The sequence below is a fragment of the Acanthopleuribacter pedis genome (assembly GCF_017377855.1).
GTDB lineage: Bacteria > Acidobacteriota > Holophagae > Acanthopleuribacterales > Acanthopleuribacteraceae > Acanthopleuribacter > Acanthopleuribacter pedis.
Map to the genome: position 1 here is coordinate 1 of NZ_JAFREP010000043.1, position 18,608 is coordinate 18,608.

The following is an 18,608-nucleotide window of genomic DNA, read 5'->3' on the forward strand; positions in this document are numbered from 1 at the left end:
CCGAGAGACGGCACAGGGGTCCGACCTTTCGCGGGGCCGACCTTTCGCGGGGCCGACCTTTCGCGGGGCCGACCTTTCGCGGGGCCGACCTTTCGCGGGGCCGACCTTTCGCGGGGCCGACCTTTCGCGGGGCCGACCTTTCGCGGGGCCGACCTTTCGGCGTAGCAGCTGAGGCGAAGGCGGCTCGACCGAGTAATGCGGGAGGCAAACCCTCGTAATCGCATGGCTTGCCCCGTAGCAGAATTCCTTGTGAGCATTGCGGGTTAACCCGCAAAAAACCTTGCGAAGGGACGGGCACCAATCGACCACGGTTCACCGTGGGTGCCCCACCCCTGGGGTTCGATCAGTACCGCGCCCAAAAAGAAGTGCCACCCAGCGCGACGGACGCGAAACAAGCCGAGCGCGAGTCGACCGGCGCGTGATGCGCGCCAATGCTTCGTCAAAAACACGGGTGACCTCAGGACGAGGACGAATGGGACAAAAAAGATCCCAGAAACGACGAAAGCCCGGGAACTCAGAAGAGTCCCGGGCTTTTCGTATGTGGTGTTTGAGGGAGGTGGTGGAGGCAGGAGGATTCGAACCCCCGACCTTTTGGTTCGTAGCCAAATGCTCTATCCAGCTGAGCTATGCCTCCGTGGCGTCGCCCTCAGAACAGGCGCAAGAATATCGGTTTGCCCCAGGGTTGTCAAACACTTTTTTTATTTTTTTTTAACGCGCTTCCGGGCTTGCAACTTAGCCGGGTTACAGCCCGCCGCCGCCATGCTAAAATTCGGTTCTTTCGATGACCCATCCCTTATCGGCCCCATTCTGCCGCCACCTCATAAGGACCTTGCACCATGGATCCCGGCATTTATCAGGAATTTAAGCGAAAGGTTCGCAACCGCATCGCCGCCATGGTCGGTTTGCTGGCGTTGGTCGCGGCTTACGGCACCGCCGGCTTTTATTATTTCGAGCCCATGTCGCTGCGCGACGCCTTTTATATGACCATCATCAGCATCACCACCGTGGGTTACGCCGAGGTCATCCCCCTCTCTGACACCGGCCGCATGTTCGCGATAAGCACCATCCTGCTGGGTGTCAGCTCCTCGGGGATTGCACTGGGCATCCTCACCAACCTCGTGTTCGAAGAAACCCTGTTCAAAATTTTGCGAGGCAAACATATGGAAAAAGCGATCCACAACTTAAACGGCCATTATATTGTATGTGGCTACGGCACCACCGGCGCGAGTATTACCGAGGAGTTGCTGCTCCAAGGCGAAACGGTGGTGGTCATCGAAAACAATCCGGCTCGCGCACCCCATACCAACGAACGCACTTGCTTCCACCTCGAGGGCGACGCCCGCCAGGACGAAACCCTGGAGCAAGCCCATTTAAGCGGCGCCAAAGGTCTGGCCACCAGCTTGCCGGAAGACGCCGACAATGTCTTTGTGGTGCTCACCGCGCGTGCCCTCAACCCGGACCTGCGCATCGTAAGCCGTTACAAAGACGCGGATACCCAAAAGAAACTGCTCACCGCGGGCGCCAACCACGCCATCTCCCCCTACCAAATGGGCGGGCAACGCCTGGCCCTTGCCGCGGCCAACCCCATTCTGATGGAATTCATCGACAAACCCATCCGCCAAAAAGGCATGCTGATCCACTTTGTGCAGGTGGATGTCCCAGAAATGGCACCGATCATCGGTAAAGCTCTTAAAAACAGCTTAATCCGCGAACAGTCGATGGGCGCGCTCCTGGTTGGTTTGGTCCAAAAAAACGGCGAAACCGTGTTTAATCCCGGCCCCGACTTCCGGTTGGACAGCGTGCAACAACTGCTGATTCTCGGCGATGATGAGCAGATCAAGTCGCTCCGCCTTTATTTGGGTCATTAGGGGCTGGGACAGTTGAGGATTTGGGGGTCCCGATTATGCCGATCCTAACCGCCATTCCACACCCCCATCCCCTCATTCCTTGTTATAGTTAGGCTGTTTTGCGTCTTTCCGCCTTTGCCCCCATTTCTCTCAAGGCGTTCACGATCCAAACTTGTGGGAAATGCGGCCTGAATCGGTGCTGTTGAGCAATTTCCACCGGTGCCGATAAGACCAACGATGATGCTTTTGCATGAACAGGACGATTCATGAAAATTCTCAACATCCATCCCCAAACCCCACAGCAGCGTTTGTTGGATATCGCCCTCAACCACCTTAACCAAGGCGGGTTGTTGGCTTATCCAACCGACACCTGCTACGGGCTTGGATGCAGTATTCGCAACAAAAAAGCGATTGACGCCATTTACCGCCTTAAGCGCATGAAACCAGATAAGCCGCTCAGCTTTATCTGTAATGATTTGACCAACATCTCGGAATACGCCCAGGTTTCCAACCTGGCCTACAAGATGATGCGCAAGTTGCTGCCGGGACCTTATACCTTTGTGTTGCCCGCCACGCGCGAGGTTCCCAAATTGCTGCAAAGCAAACGCAAAGAAGTCGGCATTCGCGTACCCGACAACACCGTGGTCCTCGAACTCGTCCGCCAACTCGGAAACCCCATTATTTCCACAACCTGTCAACTGGCCGACGACGACATGCCCGCCACCGATGTGTGGGACATCAAAGATCGTTTCGGTCACTTGATTGATATGGCCATCGACGGGGATTATATCTACCCCGAGGTTTCGACCGTGGTTTCAATTCGCGATGATGAATGTGAGGTGCTGCGCGAAGGAAAAGGCGATACCAGCTTCTTCTCCTCGCTCGTGTGACCACCCGCCAATCCCCCTGCTTTTACCTAGATCCGAACCTTCCAGGAGGCTCCCGTGACCGTGAAAAATACCATGTTGGTGACCGGTGGTGCCGGTTTCATCGGTGCGAACTTTGTGCTGAATGCCGTTGATCAGGGCATCCCCGTGGTCAACCTCGACATACTGACCTATGCCGGCAATCCCAACAACCTGGCCCGCATTGCCGACAACCCCGGTTATACCTTTGTAAATGGCGATATCGGCGACGCCGCATTGGTCGCCAAACTGTTGCGCGACCACAAGGTTGGCGCGGTCGTTAACTTCGCGGCTGAAAGCCATGTCGACCGCTCGATTGACGGGCCCGCCGCCTTCATCCAAACCAACGTCAACGGAACCTTTAACCTGCTCGACCAATCCCGTCATTACTGGGGCGCGTTGGAAGGCGAAGCCAAGGAACACTTCCGTTTCCTCCACGTCTCCACCGACGAGGTTTACGGCTCACTGGGTCCCACCGGTTTCTTTACCGAGGAAACGCCTTATGCGCCCAACTCCCCCTATTCCGCTTCCAAAGCCGCTTCCGATCACCTTGTACGCGCCTATTTCCACACCTACGGCCTGCCCTGCGTGACCACCAACTGTTCCAACAACTACGGTCCCCTGCAGTTCCCCGAAAAGCTGATCCCGGTGATCATCCTCAAAGCGCTGCGCGGTGAATCGATCCCCGTTTACGGCGACGGCAGCAACATTCGCGACTGGTTGTACGTGGTTGATCACTGCACCGCCATCCAACGCGTGCTCGAGTCAGGGCGCCTGGGTGAAACCTACAACATCGGCGGCAACAACGAAAAAACCAACCTCGAGGTCGTCAAGCATATCTGTGCCCTACTCGACGAAATCAAACCCGGCGACAAACCCTACGCCGATCTGATTACCTTCGTCAAAGACCGACCCGGCCACGACCGCCGCTACGCCATCGACGCGAGCAAAATCAAACGCGAGTTGGACTGGGAACCCGCGGAAACCTTCACAACCGGCATGCGCAAAACGGTGCAGTGGTACCTCGACAACATGGCTTGGTGCGAAAACATTCTCAGCGGCGACTACCGCTTGGAACGGCTCGGCCTGGACGACGAAACCTAGCCGTGTTTCAGCGGACCCTGTAAGTCGCACCAAATGCGACGGACACGGTCGCCCCACGCCACCCACCTGGAAAAATACCGGGCGTCCCTTCCCTTTTCGCGATTGCGCTCTTATGTTTTAACAGAACAGCAATAAGGCACATCCAAAAGGAGGATTCGTCCATGGAAGAATTACTGGCACTCATGATTGGCGTCGGCTTGGCCGCGGCCTGCGGTTTCCGCATTTTCGTCCCCATACTCGGCCTAAGCCTCGCCGCCAATACCGGACACGTGGAACTCAGCGATTCATTCTTATGGCTGGGAGAACCCACCGCCGCGGCGGCCCTCGCCATCGCCACCTGTCTCGAAATCGGCGCGTACTACATCCCATGGCTGGACAACTTACTGGATACGGCCGCATCACCCTGCGCGGTGGTCGCGGGTGTCATCGCGACCGGGGCCATGACCACGGACATGAGCCCGCTCATGATGTGGAGCACGGCGGTGATCGCGGGCGGCGGAACCAGCGCCTTCTTCCAATTCGGCAGCACCATCACCCGGCAAATATCGACCCTTACCACCGGCGGTCTCGGCAATCCGGTCATCGCCACCGCGGAGCTGGGCGGCTCCATCGTCATGACGGTCCTAGCGATCCTCTTCCCGGTCCTCGCCATGGCCGCGCTGCTGGTTCTGGCGGTGCTGACCTTCCGCGCCTTCGGCCGATGGCGCGCCAAAAAGGCCCAGGCACAAGTCACGGCAGGCACCCTCGCTTAAAAAGCTCGCGAGAACAAGTCCCGTGCCAATGGTAGGGACGGGCCGTTCCTTTCCCAACCCATGCCCGCGCGGGCTTTTCCGCACGCGGCCCATGCCGGGATAGGCTTTTCCGCACGTGACCCATGTCCGCGTGGGCTTTTCCGCACGTGACCCATGTCCGCGCGGGCTTTTCCGCACGTGACCCCTGTCCGCGCGGGCCGTTGTTCACGCGTGTGCTGAAGGTACACGCACACCGCCATGCGTGGCCCACACTTAATTTGAACGTGAGGCAAAGCCGAACCTCTTCCTGCTGTCCTGAAAGGACTACCTATGGCAGCCCAGGGTCAAAAAACGAAGTGACTGCAACCCTGGGTCGCTTCGAATAACCGGAAACCCAGTCCTGAAGGGACTGGCGGCGGCACCGGTTCCCACCCACCAAAGGGCTCGTGTGGCAACCATTGGAAAACCGAAACGTTGGTATGGGTTCCTGATCGTAGAACCGAAACGTTGGTATGGGTTTTCAATGGCATCGGTGTATCCCGAAAAGGTTTCGGGGCCGGCACTTTCAGCGCCTGCGTTTCGGGAACCGCGGAGAACCAGGGTAGGCCCCTTTTTCAAAGGGCCCGACCCTTCGCTGCCATAGTTAGTCCTTACAGGACAGCTTGAGGTGGTTCGGCTCTGCCTCACATTTAAATGAAGCATGGTCCCCGCGGGACGGTGTGCGTGTACCTTCGGCACACGCCGGAGCAATATTATTTTTATTCCACGCCGCATCATTCCACACCGTATCATTCCACACCGTATCATTCCGTACCATATCGTTCCGCGCCGTTTCATTCCGTGCCGTATCATTCCGTGCCATATCATTCCGCGCCGTTTCATTCCGTGCCGTTTCATTCCGTGCCATATCATTCCGCGCCGTTTCATTCCGTGCTGTATCATGCCACGCCGTATCGATCCATCATCACTTCACGTCGTACCGAACCACCAACATCCACCCCCGCCCCCATCCCAGGCCACCCCGGATCAACACGAACCGAAACCACTCGATTTCCCATTACCCTCAACCCGACCTCGCTGTCGGCTATCGAATACCCGATCCAGAAATAAAAGAAACCCGGCCGCGTGCGGAACGCGAACCGGGTTTTGAGAACCGTAAGGCAATGTACCGTCCGAAGACGGTACCCTAATGCTTAGAAGCGGTTGGTGATTTGGGTGTAGAAGAACGTACCGTACAGGTTGTGGGTAGAACCATCGAAGTTGTCGTTAAACGCTTGCGCGGAGAACGGAGGCTCTTCGTCCAAAATGTTGTCGATACCAACGGAGATACGGAAGTCAGGGTTAATCGCGTAACCGGCTTGAACGTCAACCGTCAACCAGCTGTCGATTTCGCGAATGTTCCCGCTGAAAGGCTCAACTTCTTCGTAGGTGCTGATGTAGTTCATGCCACCGGAAACGTTGAGCTTGCCGGAGTTCAAAGACCACAACATGTTGATTTTGTAGTCGGGAACAGAACCAGGGCCGTCGTTACCGTCGAAGGTACCGGCGCGCTCGATAAACGCGGTGTCAGGCGTGGCTTGCTCGTCCCATTTGTCCATGTAGGTACCGTTCAAGGTGACACTCAAACCGTCCAACACATCAGGCATGCGGTAGTTGATGTTGAAATCCCAGCCACTTACCTCAACGCGACCCACGTTGATGGGGGTCGAAATCAACAATTGCAAGAAGCCGTCGGCGTCGCGGATAACCCGCTCGGCGAAGGCGCCGGAGTTGGCGTTTTCGTCGAGGATGTATTGCGCGTTGGCTTTAACCACGTCTTCTTGATCAATGACGAAACGGTCGATGGTGAAGCTCAGGTTTTCAACAGGCTCAACAACCAAACCGACGGTGGTTACCTCAGAACTCTCGGGAGAGAGGTCGGGGTTGGAACCTTCGACGGTCAAGAACTGAGTACGGGTTTCACCGGCAGGCGCCAGAGGGTCAACCAAGGTGGGGAAACCCTGAGAGTTACCGCTGAACAACTGGTTGAGGGTCGGCGCTTTAAAGGTTTCAGAGTAAGTAGCACGCAGTGCAACTTGCTCGATGGGCTTGTATTTGAAACCAAACTTGGGTGCGAAGTTGTCACCGAAGTCAGAGTAATCGGAGTAACGACCGGCGAAGGTCATTTCCAACAACTGAGCACCGGGAACGGAGTTGGCAATCGGAACGTACAATTCAGCGTACGCTTCTTTCAGATCGCGATCACCGAAGGTGCGCTCGAAGTTGGTGAAACCGATGGTTTCACCCAAGGAAACCAAGCTGTCGGGGTTGTCTTCACCGAATTCTTCACGGTACTCAACACCGGCCGCGAAGCCGAGACCACCGGCAGGCAAGAATGCCAAAGTACCGGCGATGTTGAACGCCAACTGTTTCATGTTGGAACGACCGGTGAACAGACCCGTGGTAGACACGTAGTCGAGCATTTCTTCAGTGATGCTGCCGGGGCCGCCGAACAGGTTCAACTGAACACAACCAGGGCTGGCGAGACATTGGTCGGCGGGACCAAGTGCCAATTCAACACGGGGACCGATCAAAGCACCGGCCTGGAAGTTACGGCGAGTATCTTCGTGCCACAAGAAGTAGGCATCCCAGCTCCAGTCCGTACCGAAAGAACCTTCAACACCACCGACGACGCGGTAGTTATCGCCTTCACGCTCGGCAGAGCGCAGGCCGGTTTCGATCATACGACGGCGAACATCGGGGATGTCCACACCGAAGGGGTTGTACTGGTTGTCGGCGGAAACGGTGATGGGACCGAAGCCGTTGAACGCGGTGAACAAAGGGTTCGGGGCCAAGCCGTTGTCGGTTTTAATTTTCATGTACCAGGCTTCGGCGAAGAAAGAGATGTTGTCTTTCCAATCGTAAGAACCGGTCATGAAGATGTTGCTGCGCTCTTGAGGCAGGGTGGCGGGTGTTTCTTCGCGGAAGTTGTAGCGGTCAACGGTGTTGTCGAACGCGCGGAAGTGAGACGCATCGGAACCGTCGCCGAGGGCGGGGTCCAAGGTCATGACACCCAAGCCGGGAACGTTGAAGTAACCGGTAGGGGTTGCGGAAGAACGGTTGAAGTAACCCAGGTCGATGCCGAAGGTTTGGCTGGTATCGGCGTCGTTCGAGATCGAACGATCACGGCTGAAGATACCGGTTTTTTCGTAGTAGTTCGCGCTAACCATGATGCGTGCACGGTCGGTGCTGGTACCAAACAAAACACTGTAGTTTTGGGTTTCCAGGTCGCCACGCGACGTTTGACCGTAGTAAAGCGGGGTTTCGAAACCGTCGACGTGGTCGCGGGTGATGATGTTTACAACACCGGCTACGGCGTCAGAACCGTAGATCGCGGAACCACCGTCTTTCAGAACTTCGATACGTTCAACGGCTTGCAGGGGGATGGTGTTCAAATCAACAGAAGCACTGGCACGACCGTGGTTTACCAAGCGGCGGCCGTTCAAAAGAACCAAGGTATTGGATGAATCCAGACCGCGGATGGTGATGGTTGAGCGGTCGTCGTTCCCGTTTGAGATGTTGGTGTTCAAAGCGCCGCCGGTTACGGACGGCAACTCTTGCAGGATGCGGTCGATTGAAGTCGCACCTGATTTTTCGATTTCTTCCCGAGTAACAACGTCGATTGGCGCCGCGGTTTCAGCGTCGGTACGCTTGATGCGGGTACCGGTTACGGTAATCCGTTCTTCAACGGGCTCAATCTTTTCGGGGTCTTTGTCATTGTCCTGAGCAAATGAAACAGCAGTAAACGAGAAGGCCATCGCTACCAATGCGGATAGACGCGCCAGTCCTCGGACTGCCTTTGAGTCAGTCAGAATACCCAACGTTTTTCTCCTAAAGGTCTAAGATTCGAATCTGAAAAATCCTACGAAAGGCACCTAAAGGCCTCGCAGTGAAAAAAAGGTTATAAATGCAAAGCATTGATTGAAACTGCTCAGAATCTACCCAATGCCCAAGGGAGGTGTCAACAAACATTTACAAAGCGAAAGGCCGGGCTCAAGCCCTTTTGAACCAACAATCCACGCCCTTCGTGAGATTTTTCACTAACTAAAGTGCAGAAAATATTAAACCTACCGGACCTTCATACGTAAACGCACCACCACCGTACTCCCCTAAAAGAAATTTGATTTTTTTTACACGGCGACGGTGCACCCTGGATCTCACCACATCCCATCCCTTAGCGGCACGCCGTCGTCTCCCTCCGCACGCTATCCCTCTGTTATCCAACACTTTTCACGGCCAAGCCCGTCTTCCCCTCGACGGCCAACCGGCAGACATTCAAAAGCGCAACACCCGCAAAACCACCGACTCCGGCAAAAATAGCGCGGAAGAACCGTTCCGTCGCCCCATCCCTGAACTTCCATGTCAACACCGGTCGCCCGCCGACCAACAACCGGAAACGCGGGGTCTCCCGATTGTGCATTTCAATGCAGCCTCCACCTATTTCGGGCGACCCTTCCATTCATTAATATATGGACGCCAAAAATAAATACAGGTCACAGCTTTCCACCCAACAACAACTTCGAGCGCCTAATCCGAGCCAGGGACTTGTCATCTCGCCGACGACAGGGTAAAAACGGGTTCAGCGAAGGACCCTCGCATTTTGCACCAAGGACGATTTATGAAACTTCGTATGTTGCTCACTTTTGTATGCCTAACCTATAGCGCACTACTCTGCGCCCAAGATCTCGAGACACGCCTGTTGCACGCACTGACCGAAAACGGCGAACAAACGGAATTCAGCACCCTGGATATGGCGCTGATTGCCGGCGGCGCCAAGGACCCAGACGCCCTCGCCGCCGCCCATAGCGCGTTCGAGACCGCCGCCCAGCCTTTTTCCATCAATGAGAAGCTGGCGAAGTTCGGCGGCGAAAAAGCGGCCAAGGCCTTGTTCAAAAGCATCGGCAAGAAACTGAAAACCGAGGACGCCGCCCAGTACGGCATCCTTGACGCTTTGAAAACCCGCGCTTATTCCACCGGCACCATGGCCTTTCTTTACAGCTACCTCGGCGATAAGTTCGGCATCTCCGCCGACGACCTCGCGGTTGTCACCAAAAAAATGGGCCCCTATTTCGCCGACAAAAGCGCCGTCAAGGTCCGCGAAAGCCTGGCGCTGCTGTTCGCCGACAAGGGCATCGCCCTCGCCGCGAGCGACCCCGTCGCCGCCGGCCGCGCCTTTGCCGTCAGCAGCAAGCTTTTTAACGCCGGCAAATACCTCTTCGGCGCCGCCGACACCAATATGTACAACCAAGGCCTCACCTTCTACAACGAAGGAAAATACCGCGAAGCCGCCGAACTGGTCGCCGGCGCGGCGGGCATGTGGCCCGACCGCAAAGAGTTTTCCCCGCTGGCCTTCAACATCGGTATCAAATTATTTGAACAGGCCGAGGCCGACAAAAACTTCGCCGCGGCGGTCCCCGTCGCCGAACGCCTCGCCCCCTTCACCGGTGAACACAAAAACCAGTTCCTCGACACCTTGGCCAAATTCCAGTACAACCAAGCGGTTCACCTGCGCGATAACGGAAACCTCGAAGCCGCGCTCAAACAAGCTGAAAACATCGAACGCCCCCACAGCGAAGCCACGATCAAAAACTTCCGTATCGGCATCATCGAAAACATGATCGAAAAAGCCAATGAGGCCGGTGATCAAGCCGCCACGACCTCCTGGCTAAGCAAACTGGAAGGGATCGACGCAAAACGCGCCGCCAACTTCAAAACCATGCTCTCCCAAATGGCACTGAAGGCCTTGGATGAGTCGGGTCAGTTCGACCAAGCCCTTGAACTCGCCGCCAAAGAAGTCGGCAACGCGGTGGGCAAACAAAACTACCTGGCGGTCCTGTCCCGCGCGGTGTCATCCCTCTCCGACCAAGGCAAGTTCAAAGAGGGTTTTGCCAAGCTGGCCCTGGTCCCCACCGAGGTAGAGGGCGACGACAGCTTGGTCAAACTTCGCGAGTTCCTCTACATCAACCAGCTGGCTCAATACACGGATCGCGATTACAAAAAATCGCTGCCGATCTTCGAAAAAGCGTTCGCCGACAAGAAGCTCAAACTGTCGGACGAAAACAAAGCCGCCTTCAAGGAAAACTACGGAAACGCATTGTTCCGCGAGGTGGAAGCCATTATCGCGGACCGTAAATGGGACCTGGCCGACAAGAAATCCAAACAAGCCTTGGCCAAATGCCCCAACCACAAACTCTTGGTTGACCAACGCAAAACGGTAGAAACCATCCTGAAACGGGTTGGCAACTAACCCAAAACCGCCTCCTCGGGGGCGGTCCCTCGCCCGTTTCTCTCACAAGGAATCTGCTACGGGGCAACCCATACGATTACGAGGGTTTGTCTCACGCGTTACTCGGTCGAGCCGCCTTCGCCTCTTCTGCCACACCGAATGGTCGATCCCCTGTGCCGTCTCTCGTTCGTCATCTTCGTGCGCACAAGGGTTTCAGCTGCTCGCGACGAATCCTTATGAGAACCGCGGGCTAACACCTGACAAGGCGGCCCTTGCGCCTGACAAGGGTGCGAAACGAGCACAGAAATTAAAAAAGGCCGAGTCGAAACTCGGCCTTTTATAAATGGAGCGGGTGATGAGATTCGAACTCACGACGTCAACCTTGGCAAGGTTGCACTCTACCACTGAGTTACACCCGCGTTAAAAACGCGCCAAAAAAAGCGAGGCATCACGTAAAGCTGAAAATCGATGATTTACAGGATGCCACGTCTTTTTTGAAAAGTGCCTGAGGCCGGACTCGAACCGGCACGGGTTTGACCCCGCAGGATTTTAAGTCCTGTGTGTCTACCAATTTCACCACTCAGGCGGTGAAGGTCGGACGGATGGAGGCGATGGCCGGACTCGAACCGGCAAATAAAGGTTTTGCAGACCTCTGCCTTAGCCATTTGGCTACATCGCCTTATATGAGCCTATAAACACAATCAGGGCTAAGACGGATCTTAACCCTAAAACCTGAAGAAAATGGAGCGGGTGATGAGATTTGAACTCACGACTTCAACCTTGGCAAGGTTGCACTCTACCACTGAGTTACACCCGCTCGTTTTCAATCAGCTAACTAGCCTCAACAAGATGTGGAGTATAAAGATTTCCCGCGGGGCTGTCAACACTCAATTCACAAAAACTATACTTTTTCTCTAAAGTCTCGCAAGCAACTCATAACATTCACTTTATCTATGATTTCGCAGCCCGAGAGTGCTCAAAATGAAAAAAGGCCCGCGCGAGACACGCGCGGGCGGGGCAAAACCTGGAGATTGATGTTGCCGGTCTTGGGGCGGCAATCGCTCACGATGGATGGTCAACCTCGCATGACGTCCCACCGCGATCATCAACCGGAGTCGGAACCGGTCTCCATCTCACCGCGCACCCTTCTGGCGCGCACGGGGATACAGAGGCCGGCTCCTTCTCGAAAGGCACTTTACCTTAGTGCAATCCGGCTGCCGGCTTTTCGAAAACACGCAACACCTCCAAGTAAACCACTTGCGCCCTTGAGTCATTTCAATCTCGCAATGTTTACTGCGATCTTTGCGCACCATTGCGCAACCCTGCGCAAAATAACCCTAACTCGAGTTATTCGTGCAGAGAACCGACCCGGTCATGATCGATCCCCAAGGAAGCGCTCCCCGGCTCCTCCCTCGCGGTTCCCGCGAAAAAGCACGAAACAAAGGTCGCGCTTGCGCTGGGAATACCTTTTCCCGCCCGCGTACCATCGCGCAACTTTGCGTAAAATAACCCTACACATGGGTGGTGGCTGAGCAGCCTTCCCCATCAGGCGCCGGCAATGATCCTCGGAACACCTCGGCGCTGGTCCTCACCTGCACGCCTCCCAATCAACCACCTTCGTACCAGTAGTTTAGCCGCACCCAATCAGCAAAAACCGCCTGGCTGTTCGCACAACATCCTGCCACCGTCCTACCAAACCAGATCTCACCGGCATAAAACCTGCTATTCTCAATGGTTGAACACCCAAACATCTTCAATAGGAGGTCACCATGGAAGACATTCGCAAAATCCTCTTCGCCACGGACTTTTCAGCCATTTCGGCCAAGGCTCAAGACTACGCCTTGTTTCTTCGCGACAAACTAGGCTGCGAGCTGGAGATCGTTCACGTCTTTGACCCCGACACCTTTAACATGCCCACGCCTTACTACTTCATGCCCGGCGTGGAAACATGGCTGGACGACCACATCACCACCATGAAGAAAAAAGGCCGGGAGGCCTTGGACGAAATCTCTGCCACCACCGGCGATTGCCCCACCACCTTTCTCGAGGGCAAAACCGGCTCGGCGCTCTGCGAATTTGCCAATGAACACAAGTTCGACATGATCGTCATGGGGACCCACGGGCACACCGGCTTCAACCGCTTGATCCTGGGCAGCGTCGCCGAATATGTGGTTCGTCACGCCCACTGCTCGGTGCTTACCATCAAACCCAACGAAACCTAAGCATTGAGCGCGCGAGGTCGTACCGAGCATCGCGCACACCCGGTACAAACACCCACTTTTCTAGCCCGTATTTCTCACAAGGATTCGTCGCGAGAAGCAGAATTCCTTGTGAGCAATGCGGGCTAGCACCTGATCGAGGTTAGTTATGAGCAGCATTAAACAGGTTTTATGTCCCGTCGATTTCTCCGAGGCCGGGGAAGCGGCGATTAGCGAGGCCTTCGCTTGCGCCCACCGGCAAGACGCGGTGTTGCACCTGCTCCATGTCGATGTGTTGTACGACCACGACCCCTACGGGGCCAAACATCTGCAACCGGAAGACCTGGAGATTTCCGAACGTACCAACACCTACTACGACGAAATCATCGCCCGATTCGGTAGCCGCGGCATCAACATCGTTCGCGCGGAGGTACGCGCCATCGCGGCGGCAACCGGCATTTGCACCTACGCGGAAGAACACAAAATTGACCTGATCGTGACCGGCAGTCACGGCCGCCGCGGCGTGAAGCACTGGCTCCTCGGCAGTGTTACGGAAGAAACCATCCGCAACACCCCTTGCCCGGTGTTAACGGTACGCGCGCAACGCCCGGAACACCGGCGCGGCCTGTACCAACGCATTTTGGTGCCGACCGACCTGTCCGAGGTCGCCGACCGCACCGTCCGTTACGCCCGTCAGGCCGCGGCCAACGCGGACGGCGAACTGCTTGTCCTGCACGTGGTGAACCGCGCACCCATTCACGACGTTTACGGCTGGCCCCAAAGCAGCGAATGGCTGCAACAGGCGCTCAGCACCAGTGAGGCCCGCTTGAAACGCCTGACGGCGGAGAAAGGTCCCACCGTGAAAAGCCAAATCAAAGTCGCCATGGGAACCCCGCATCAGGAGATCGCCGCTTGGGCTAAGGAAGCCGAGGCCGATATTATTTTGATGCCCCACCACAGCAACAACCAAATCGTCGACTACTTCATCGGCTCCACCACGGAACGCGTTCTGCGCGAAACGGCCTGCCCCATTTTCACAATCCCGGTCGACCGCCTTCATTATTAATAGGTAGGTGGTGGCGAACGGGTGGAACTTCGGGGAGCAAGACTCGGGCTAACTTGCTTCCCGGGATTCCCTTCCCATGATGGGCGATTTGGCGGAATTACCCTTTTCTAAAGAGCTCGCCCTGATGGAGGTCTTGCTTCCCCTGTTTTTATCAGGATTTTGAGATTTCCAGGATGGCGATTTCGCACCCCTCCCCTTTTTTAACTGGGTCACGCCGCGGATGATGCCGTCACTCCGTTAGACTGATTCAGGATTGGGTCACCGGCGCGCGCGCTACCCCCTTGCTTACATTGGCTTCAACTTCTCAAAATAACGACTTGTGCCGCCGCGGTCGCATGCATGTAACCCTGCAATTCCCTCAAACGCGCCCACTTCATCAAAGGCGTTGTCCGCCGCGCAAAGCAGGAAACCCGCAATCGCCCATCTTCATTTCATCCAAAAATCCTGAGAAATTTAGTGGACCAACGCCACGCACCTAGCCCGCATTTCTCACAAGGCTTCGTAGCAGAACTCCTTGTGAGAAATGCGGGCTAGGCACACACAAACCATCGGTTTTCAGCAAAACGCACCAACACCTGTTGCCGCCCTGATCAATCCCGACGAGAAAGGCGGGCTCAATCAGCCAACCCGATCAATCCAGCCATCCTTATCTCATGATAGGTGGCGGCGAATGGCGGCCAACATCATCTGTTTTGGTACAGGTTTCATTAACATTTCCCGCACACCCATCTGGGTCACATCCTCGGGTTGAATCACATCGCTGTATCCCGTCGTAAGGATAATGGGCAATTCACCGCGTCGGCGCAACATCACCTTTGCCATTTCCATACCCGACATTTTCGGCATGGTTTGATCACTGATCACCAGATCAACCCCGTAAGGATCGTCCTCAAAGGCCTCCAAGGCTTCCAGACCGTTGGTAAATAACCGCACGTGGTACCCTTGCCGCGCCAGCAAGCGCTGCTGGACATTTCGCAAGAACGCATCGTCATCCACCAAAAAGATGCGCTCCACACCCATTTCGCTCGGCTGCTCATCGCGCTCGCCGTCAACCGCGGCAACACCCTTTAAGGGCAGGTACACAATAAACACGCTGCCGTGGCCGAGCACGCTTTCCACCGTAATCAAACCCTCGTGGTTCTGAACAATACCGTGGACGACGGAAAGCCCCATGCCGGTGCCCTCACCCAAACGTTTGGTGGTAAAAAACGGGTCGTAAATCCGCTGTCGGGTGGCCTCATCCATCCCTTCCCCGGTATCCTCCACCCGCAACGCGGCGTAGCAACCAAAAGGCAACGCGTTGGCAATATTGGCGATTTGACCTTGGTAATCCACTTTCTTTAGAGAAACCTGCAGGCACCCACCGGTGTTGCGCATCGCGTGGTAGGCATTGGTACACAGGTTCATCATGACCTGGTGGATCTGGGTCGGGTCAATCACAACCGGGCCCAGGTCGGGGTCGATTTCCGATTGAATGTCAATGGTGGTGGGAATGGTGGCACGCAACAGCTTAAGCGACTCTTTAATAATTGGTTGAAGCTGGGCGGGCTTGCGCTGCGGCTGCTCCTGACGGGAAAACGTCAAGATCTGTTGCACCAGCTCCTTACCACGCATACAGGCTTTCATCATTTCGCCCAAATCGTCCTGAAGGTAGGAGCCCTCTTCGGCATCCTCCAGCATCAACTCCACATAGCCAAAAATGCCGCCGAGAATGTTGTTGAAATCGTGGGCGATGCCGCCCGCCAAGGTACCAATCGCTTCCATTTTCTGGGCCTGGCGCAATTGAGCCTCGACATATTTCTCTTTACTGAGGTCGCGCAACACGCCGACAAACACCTTCTCGCCTTCAAGCTCCGCCTCGCGACTGACGTTCAACAAAACGGGAATGGGTGATCCGTCCTTGTGGCGCGCGGTAACCTCGCGACCTTTACCGATGATTTTGGCGTTTCCGGTGCGCAAGTATTGGTCAATATAATCGTCGTGACGATCCGCGTGGGGGTTCGGCATCAACATCGCCACGTTGCGACCCAAAACGTCCGCGGCTTGGTAGCCGAACATTTTTTCGGCGGCCTTATTAAAGGTAAGCACCTTCCCGCTCTGATCGATGGTAATCAAACTGTCGAGCGTATGGTCGAAAACAAGACTTCGCAAATTTTCGTTTTCCTGGACCGCCTGTTCCATTAAACCGCGCTCGGTGACATCTTCCCCGATAAGCAACACGGCGGGGGCCCCGTCTTCCCAAACAACGGGATTGGCTTGGAAACGGAGCTGTGTGGCATCGACATTCTCTTTTTCGAGGCGGCATTCACAGCGCGACGTTTCGCGGACCTGCAAGCGCGCCAAACAGGATTCAAAATCCTGTGCCGGCCGGCAAAACTGAGACCAAAGGGTGCCCAACACACCCGCTTCATCCCGTTCCAACAGCGCACAAAGAAAGGGATTGGCAAAAAGCACAAAACCACGGGCATCTAGAACCAATGCAATTGCTTGCATGCTCCCAAATGCTTCTTTCATAAACGCGGTGTTGAGCATCGCCACCCCCTTCAAATCCCATTAAGAAGGGCCACTTTAGCACGTCCAAAGACCAAGACCTAGCAGGGTTGCGGGCGAAAGTACGAGACAACAGAAGCCCCGTTAAAAAAAAGAAAAGCGCCAAACTCCGGGCCGATCCCAAGTTTTATCTGGGCATACGGGATCGAGAGGGGTACACTGAGATGAAAAACCAATTGAAAATCGTGATTTCTCCTAGGAAATAATGATTTCGTCGGATTTCTTGATTCCTCCGAGGCTTAATAATTGTCTGTATGGAGGCAACACGACCGGTGGGTTCTAGAACCGCAGCATGCCCGGTCGCTTTATCCACCGTTCTTGTTCGAGGTCCCTCCTGCTTTGCGTTTCTCAGCCGTCGTTTTTCTCATCTTAAGTTCGGCACTCTGCACCCAGCTGCTTGAGGCCGCGGGCCCACAGGAAAAGGGCTTGCCGCCGGCCTATGCGAAAAAATCGGCAACCGTAATCGTGGTGCGCCCGCTACAGAAGGAATTCACGGATGCCGCCGAGGGCCTGGAAGACCATATCGATTACGATTTTCGTTTGGTTCCCTTCTTTCTCTCCAAGCAGGATCGTCGCCGACAAAACGTAAAAATGAAACGCTTTCACCAATTAGTTGAAACGGAACAACCGTCGATGTTCGTTTTGATGAACAATTATTCCGTTGAATTCATGCGGCACTTTCAAGAGACCTATCCCACCTACCGCAAGGTGCCTTGCTTGGTCATGATGGCGGTGTTCGCCGAAAAAGCGGTCTCACGGCTGCCCAACGCAACCGGCATCCAATATGAAGTCCCGGCGGTCACCAATTTGGTCAACCTCCGCTCCCTAATGAAACAACCCGTTCAACGGGTCGGCGTGGTTTATCGGCCCCACCTGAGACGGTTCATCGCGGAACAGAAAGCGTTGTGTGCCAAGGAGCTGATCTCCCTGACCGGGATTGAGGTGCAAAACGGATGGGGCATGCCCCGCCGCATTCGCTCCGCGCTCAAAACGCTCATCGAAGACCACGAGGTCGACGCCCTTTGGGTCATCAACGACAGCGAATTGCTCAGCAAACGCCTGATTCGGCGCGCCTGGAACCCGGCCTTAAAACACTTCAAAAGTCCGGTTGTCACAAGTTTGGAAAATTTTGTGAGTAACCCCAACCTAATGGGCTCCTTTGCGGTCGTACCGGACCACTACGAGCTGGGCCGCCAGGCATCCGACCTGCTAAGCAAGGTCAAGCGCAGCCATTGGCGCGCAGGAAACCTCCCGATGCGTTATCCCTTTAGCGTTCGTAAAATAGTGAATTTAGACAAGATCAACGCCGAGGTCCTCATTCGAAAAAGGGCTCTGATGGAAATGGATCAGGTCATCTCAACCCAGCCGGAGTCGATGTTGTCCCCCAAGGACGGCTCCAAACTTTCGGCCACCTTGACCAACGCGCGCCGGCCGTGAGCGAAGCCGCCGGCCCGACGAGAAAAATACAACGCACTCGAAAACACGCTGAGCCTCATAAAAAAACAGTATCTTTTGCGTACAAAAGTCCGCTTAAATAGGGACAAACCTCAGCGAAGAACAGCGACCAAATACACGCCTTTGTGACAACCAACAACATTAACGTTTTGGTCAAACGAACGCAAAAATTACTAAAAGAAACCGACAACGTGAGAGGACTCATCAAACGCGGGTTCCCACGGCGTTAAGGGTTGTAGAAGTTGCATCCGCTACCTACAATGCCCGTCTTTGGAAGGGTTTGATGACAAACCGCTTCCCGGAGTTTTGCACGACGCCGAACCTTCGTTTTCGCTTCCTTGGTGAAGGGACCAAGCTTAACCACGAAAACGAATTGCATCGGGCCACCTTCCACCAACAGGTTTGGTGGGCGGGTCCGGTTCGACGTGAACGGCAACCTTCAAGCAAATCCAGACAAGGACGATCAGGCCTGACGAGGCCCACAAAC

10 protein-coding genes, 5 tRNA genes and 2 pseudogenes are annotated in these 18,608 nt (G+C 55.3%); 8 read left to right on the forward strand and 9 right to left on the reverse strand.

Annotated elements, in window-relative coordinates; genetic code table 11:
- Positions 1-557 precede the first annotated feature (557 nt).
- A tRNA-Arg gene (locus J3U88_RS30200) sits at positions 558-634 on the reverse strand.
- Between the two features lie 202 nt (positions 635-836).
- Between J3U88_RS30200 and J3U88_RS30205 the strand changes: the two genes are divergently transcribed.
- The 4 genes from J3U88_RS30205 (at position 837) to J3U88_RS30220 (ending at position 4,608) form a co-directional block, all read left to right on the forward strand.
- Positions 837-1,868, forward strand: coding sequence for a potassium channel family protein (locus tag J3U88_RS30205; RefSeq protein WP_207862753.1), 1,032 nt, complete (start codon positions 837-839; stop codon positions 1,866-1,868).
- A 245-nt stretch (positions 1,869-2,113) separates the two neighbouring features.
- Complete coding sequence (locus J3U88_RS30210; RefSeq protein ID WP_207862754.1) at positions 2,114-2,737, forward strand: L-threonylcarbamoyladenylate synthase; 624 nt, start codon at positions 2,114-2,116, stop codon at positions 2,735-2,737.
- A gap of 72 nt (positions 2,738-2,809) precedes the next feature.
- On the forward strand, positions 2,810-3,856 hold the full coding sequence (rfbB, locus tag J3U88_RS30215) for a dTDP-glucose 4,6-dehydratase (RefSeq protein ID WP_207862798.1): 1,047 nt from the start codon (positions 2,810-2,812) through the stop codon (positions 3,854-3,856).
- Positions 3,857-4,017: 161 nt separating this feature from the next.
- A complete protein-coding gene (locus tag J3U88_RS30220) occupies positions 4,018-4,608 on the forward strand; it encodes a DUF4126 domain-containing protein (RefSeq protein ID WP_207862755.1) in 591 nt (196 codons plus the stop codon).
- A gap of 1,172 nt (positions 4,609-5,780) precedes the next feature.
- Here J3U88_RS30220 and J3U88_RS30230 read toward each other — a convergent pair.
- Complete coding sequence (locus tag J3U88_RS30230; protein ID WP_207862757.1) at positions 5,781-8,447, reverse strand: TonB-dependent receptor plug domain-containing protein; 2,667 nt, start codon at positions 8,445-8,447, stop codon at positions 5,781-5,783.
- A gap of 797 nt (positions 8,448-9,244) precedes the next feature.
- Here J3U88_RS30230 and J3U88_RS30235 point away from each other — a divergent pair.
- Positions 9,245-10,873: a hypothetical protein gene (locus J3U88_RS30235; protein ID WP_207862758.1), complete on the forward strand. Its 1,629-nt coding sequence runs from the start codon at positions 9,245-9,247 to the stop codon at positions 10,871-10,873.
- A gap of 323 nt (positions 10,874-11,196) precedes the next feature.
- Here J3U88_RS30235 and J3U88_RS30240 read toward each other — a convergent pair.
- The 4 genes from J3U88_RS30240 to J3U88_RS30255 all read right to left on the reverse strand — a co-directional run bounded on the left by J3U88_RS30240 (position 11,197) and on the right by J3U88_RS30255 (position 11,669).
- Positions 11,197-11,271, reverse strand: a tRNA-Gly gene (locus J3U88_RS30240).
- An 83-nt stretch (positions 11,272-11,354) separates the two neighbouring features.
- Positions 11,355-11,438 (reverse strand) — tRNA-Leu (locus J3U88_RS30245).
- Positions 11,439-11,455: 17 nt separating this feature from the next.
- A tRNA-Cys gene (locus tag J3U88_RS30250) sits at positions 11,456-11,531 on the reverse strand.
- A 63-nt stretch (positions 11,532-11,594) separates the two neighbouring features.
- A tRNA-Gly gene (locus J3U88_RS30255) sits at positions 11,595-11,669 on the reverse strand.
- 952 nt (positions 11,670-12,621) lie between these two features.
- Here J3U88_RS30255 and J3U88_RS30260 point away from each other — a divergent pair.
- Entirely contained in the window at positions 12,622-13,074 is a 453-nt protein-coding gene (locus J3U88_RS30260) for a universal stress protein (RefSeq protein ID WP_207862759.1), read from the forward strand.
- A 145-nt stretch (positions 13,075-13,219) separates the two neighbouring features.
- Positions 13,220-14,116 (forward strand): universal stress protein, encoded by an 897-nt coding sequence (locus J3U88_RS30265; protein WP_207862760.1) that lies wholly within the window; start codon positions 13,220-13,222, stop codon positions 14,114-14,116.
- Between the two features lie 651 nt (positions 14,117-14,767).
- Here J3U88_RS30265 and J3U88_RS35485 read toward each other — a convergent pair.
- From J3U88_RS35485 to J3U88_RS35495, 3 genes and pseudogenes are all read right to left on the reverse strand, one after another.
- Positions 14,768-15,880: a hybrid sensor histidine kinase/response regulator gene (locus J3U88_RS35485; protein ID WP_423842096.1), complete on the reverse strand. Its 1,113-nt coding sequence runs from the start codon at positions 15,878-15,880 to the stop codon at positions 14,768-14,770.
- Between the two features lie 27 nt (positions 15,881-15,907).
- A pseudogene (locus tag J3U88_RS35490) lies at positions 15,908-16,297 on the reverse strand (PAS domain S-box protein); the annotation flags it as partial.
- 21 nt (positions 16,298-16,318) lie between these two features.
- Positions 16,319-16,648: pseudogene (locus tag J3U88_RS35495) on the reverse strand (hypothetical protein); the annotation flags it as partial.
- 444 nt (positions 16,649-17,092) lie between these two features.
- Between J3U88_RS35495 and J3U88_RS30275 the strand changes: the two are divergent.
- On the forward strand, positions 17,093-18,103 hold the full coding sequence (locus J3U88_RS30275; protein ID WP_207862762.1) for a type 1 periplasmic-binding domain-containing protein: 1,011 nt from the start codon (positions 17,093-17,095) through the stop codon (positions 18,101-18,103).
- The last annotated feature ends 505 nt before the right edge of the window (positions 18,104-18,608 follow it).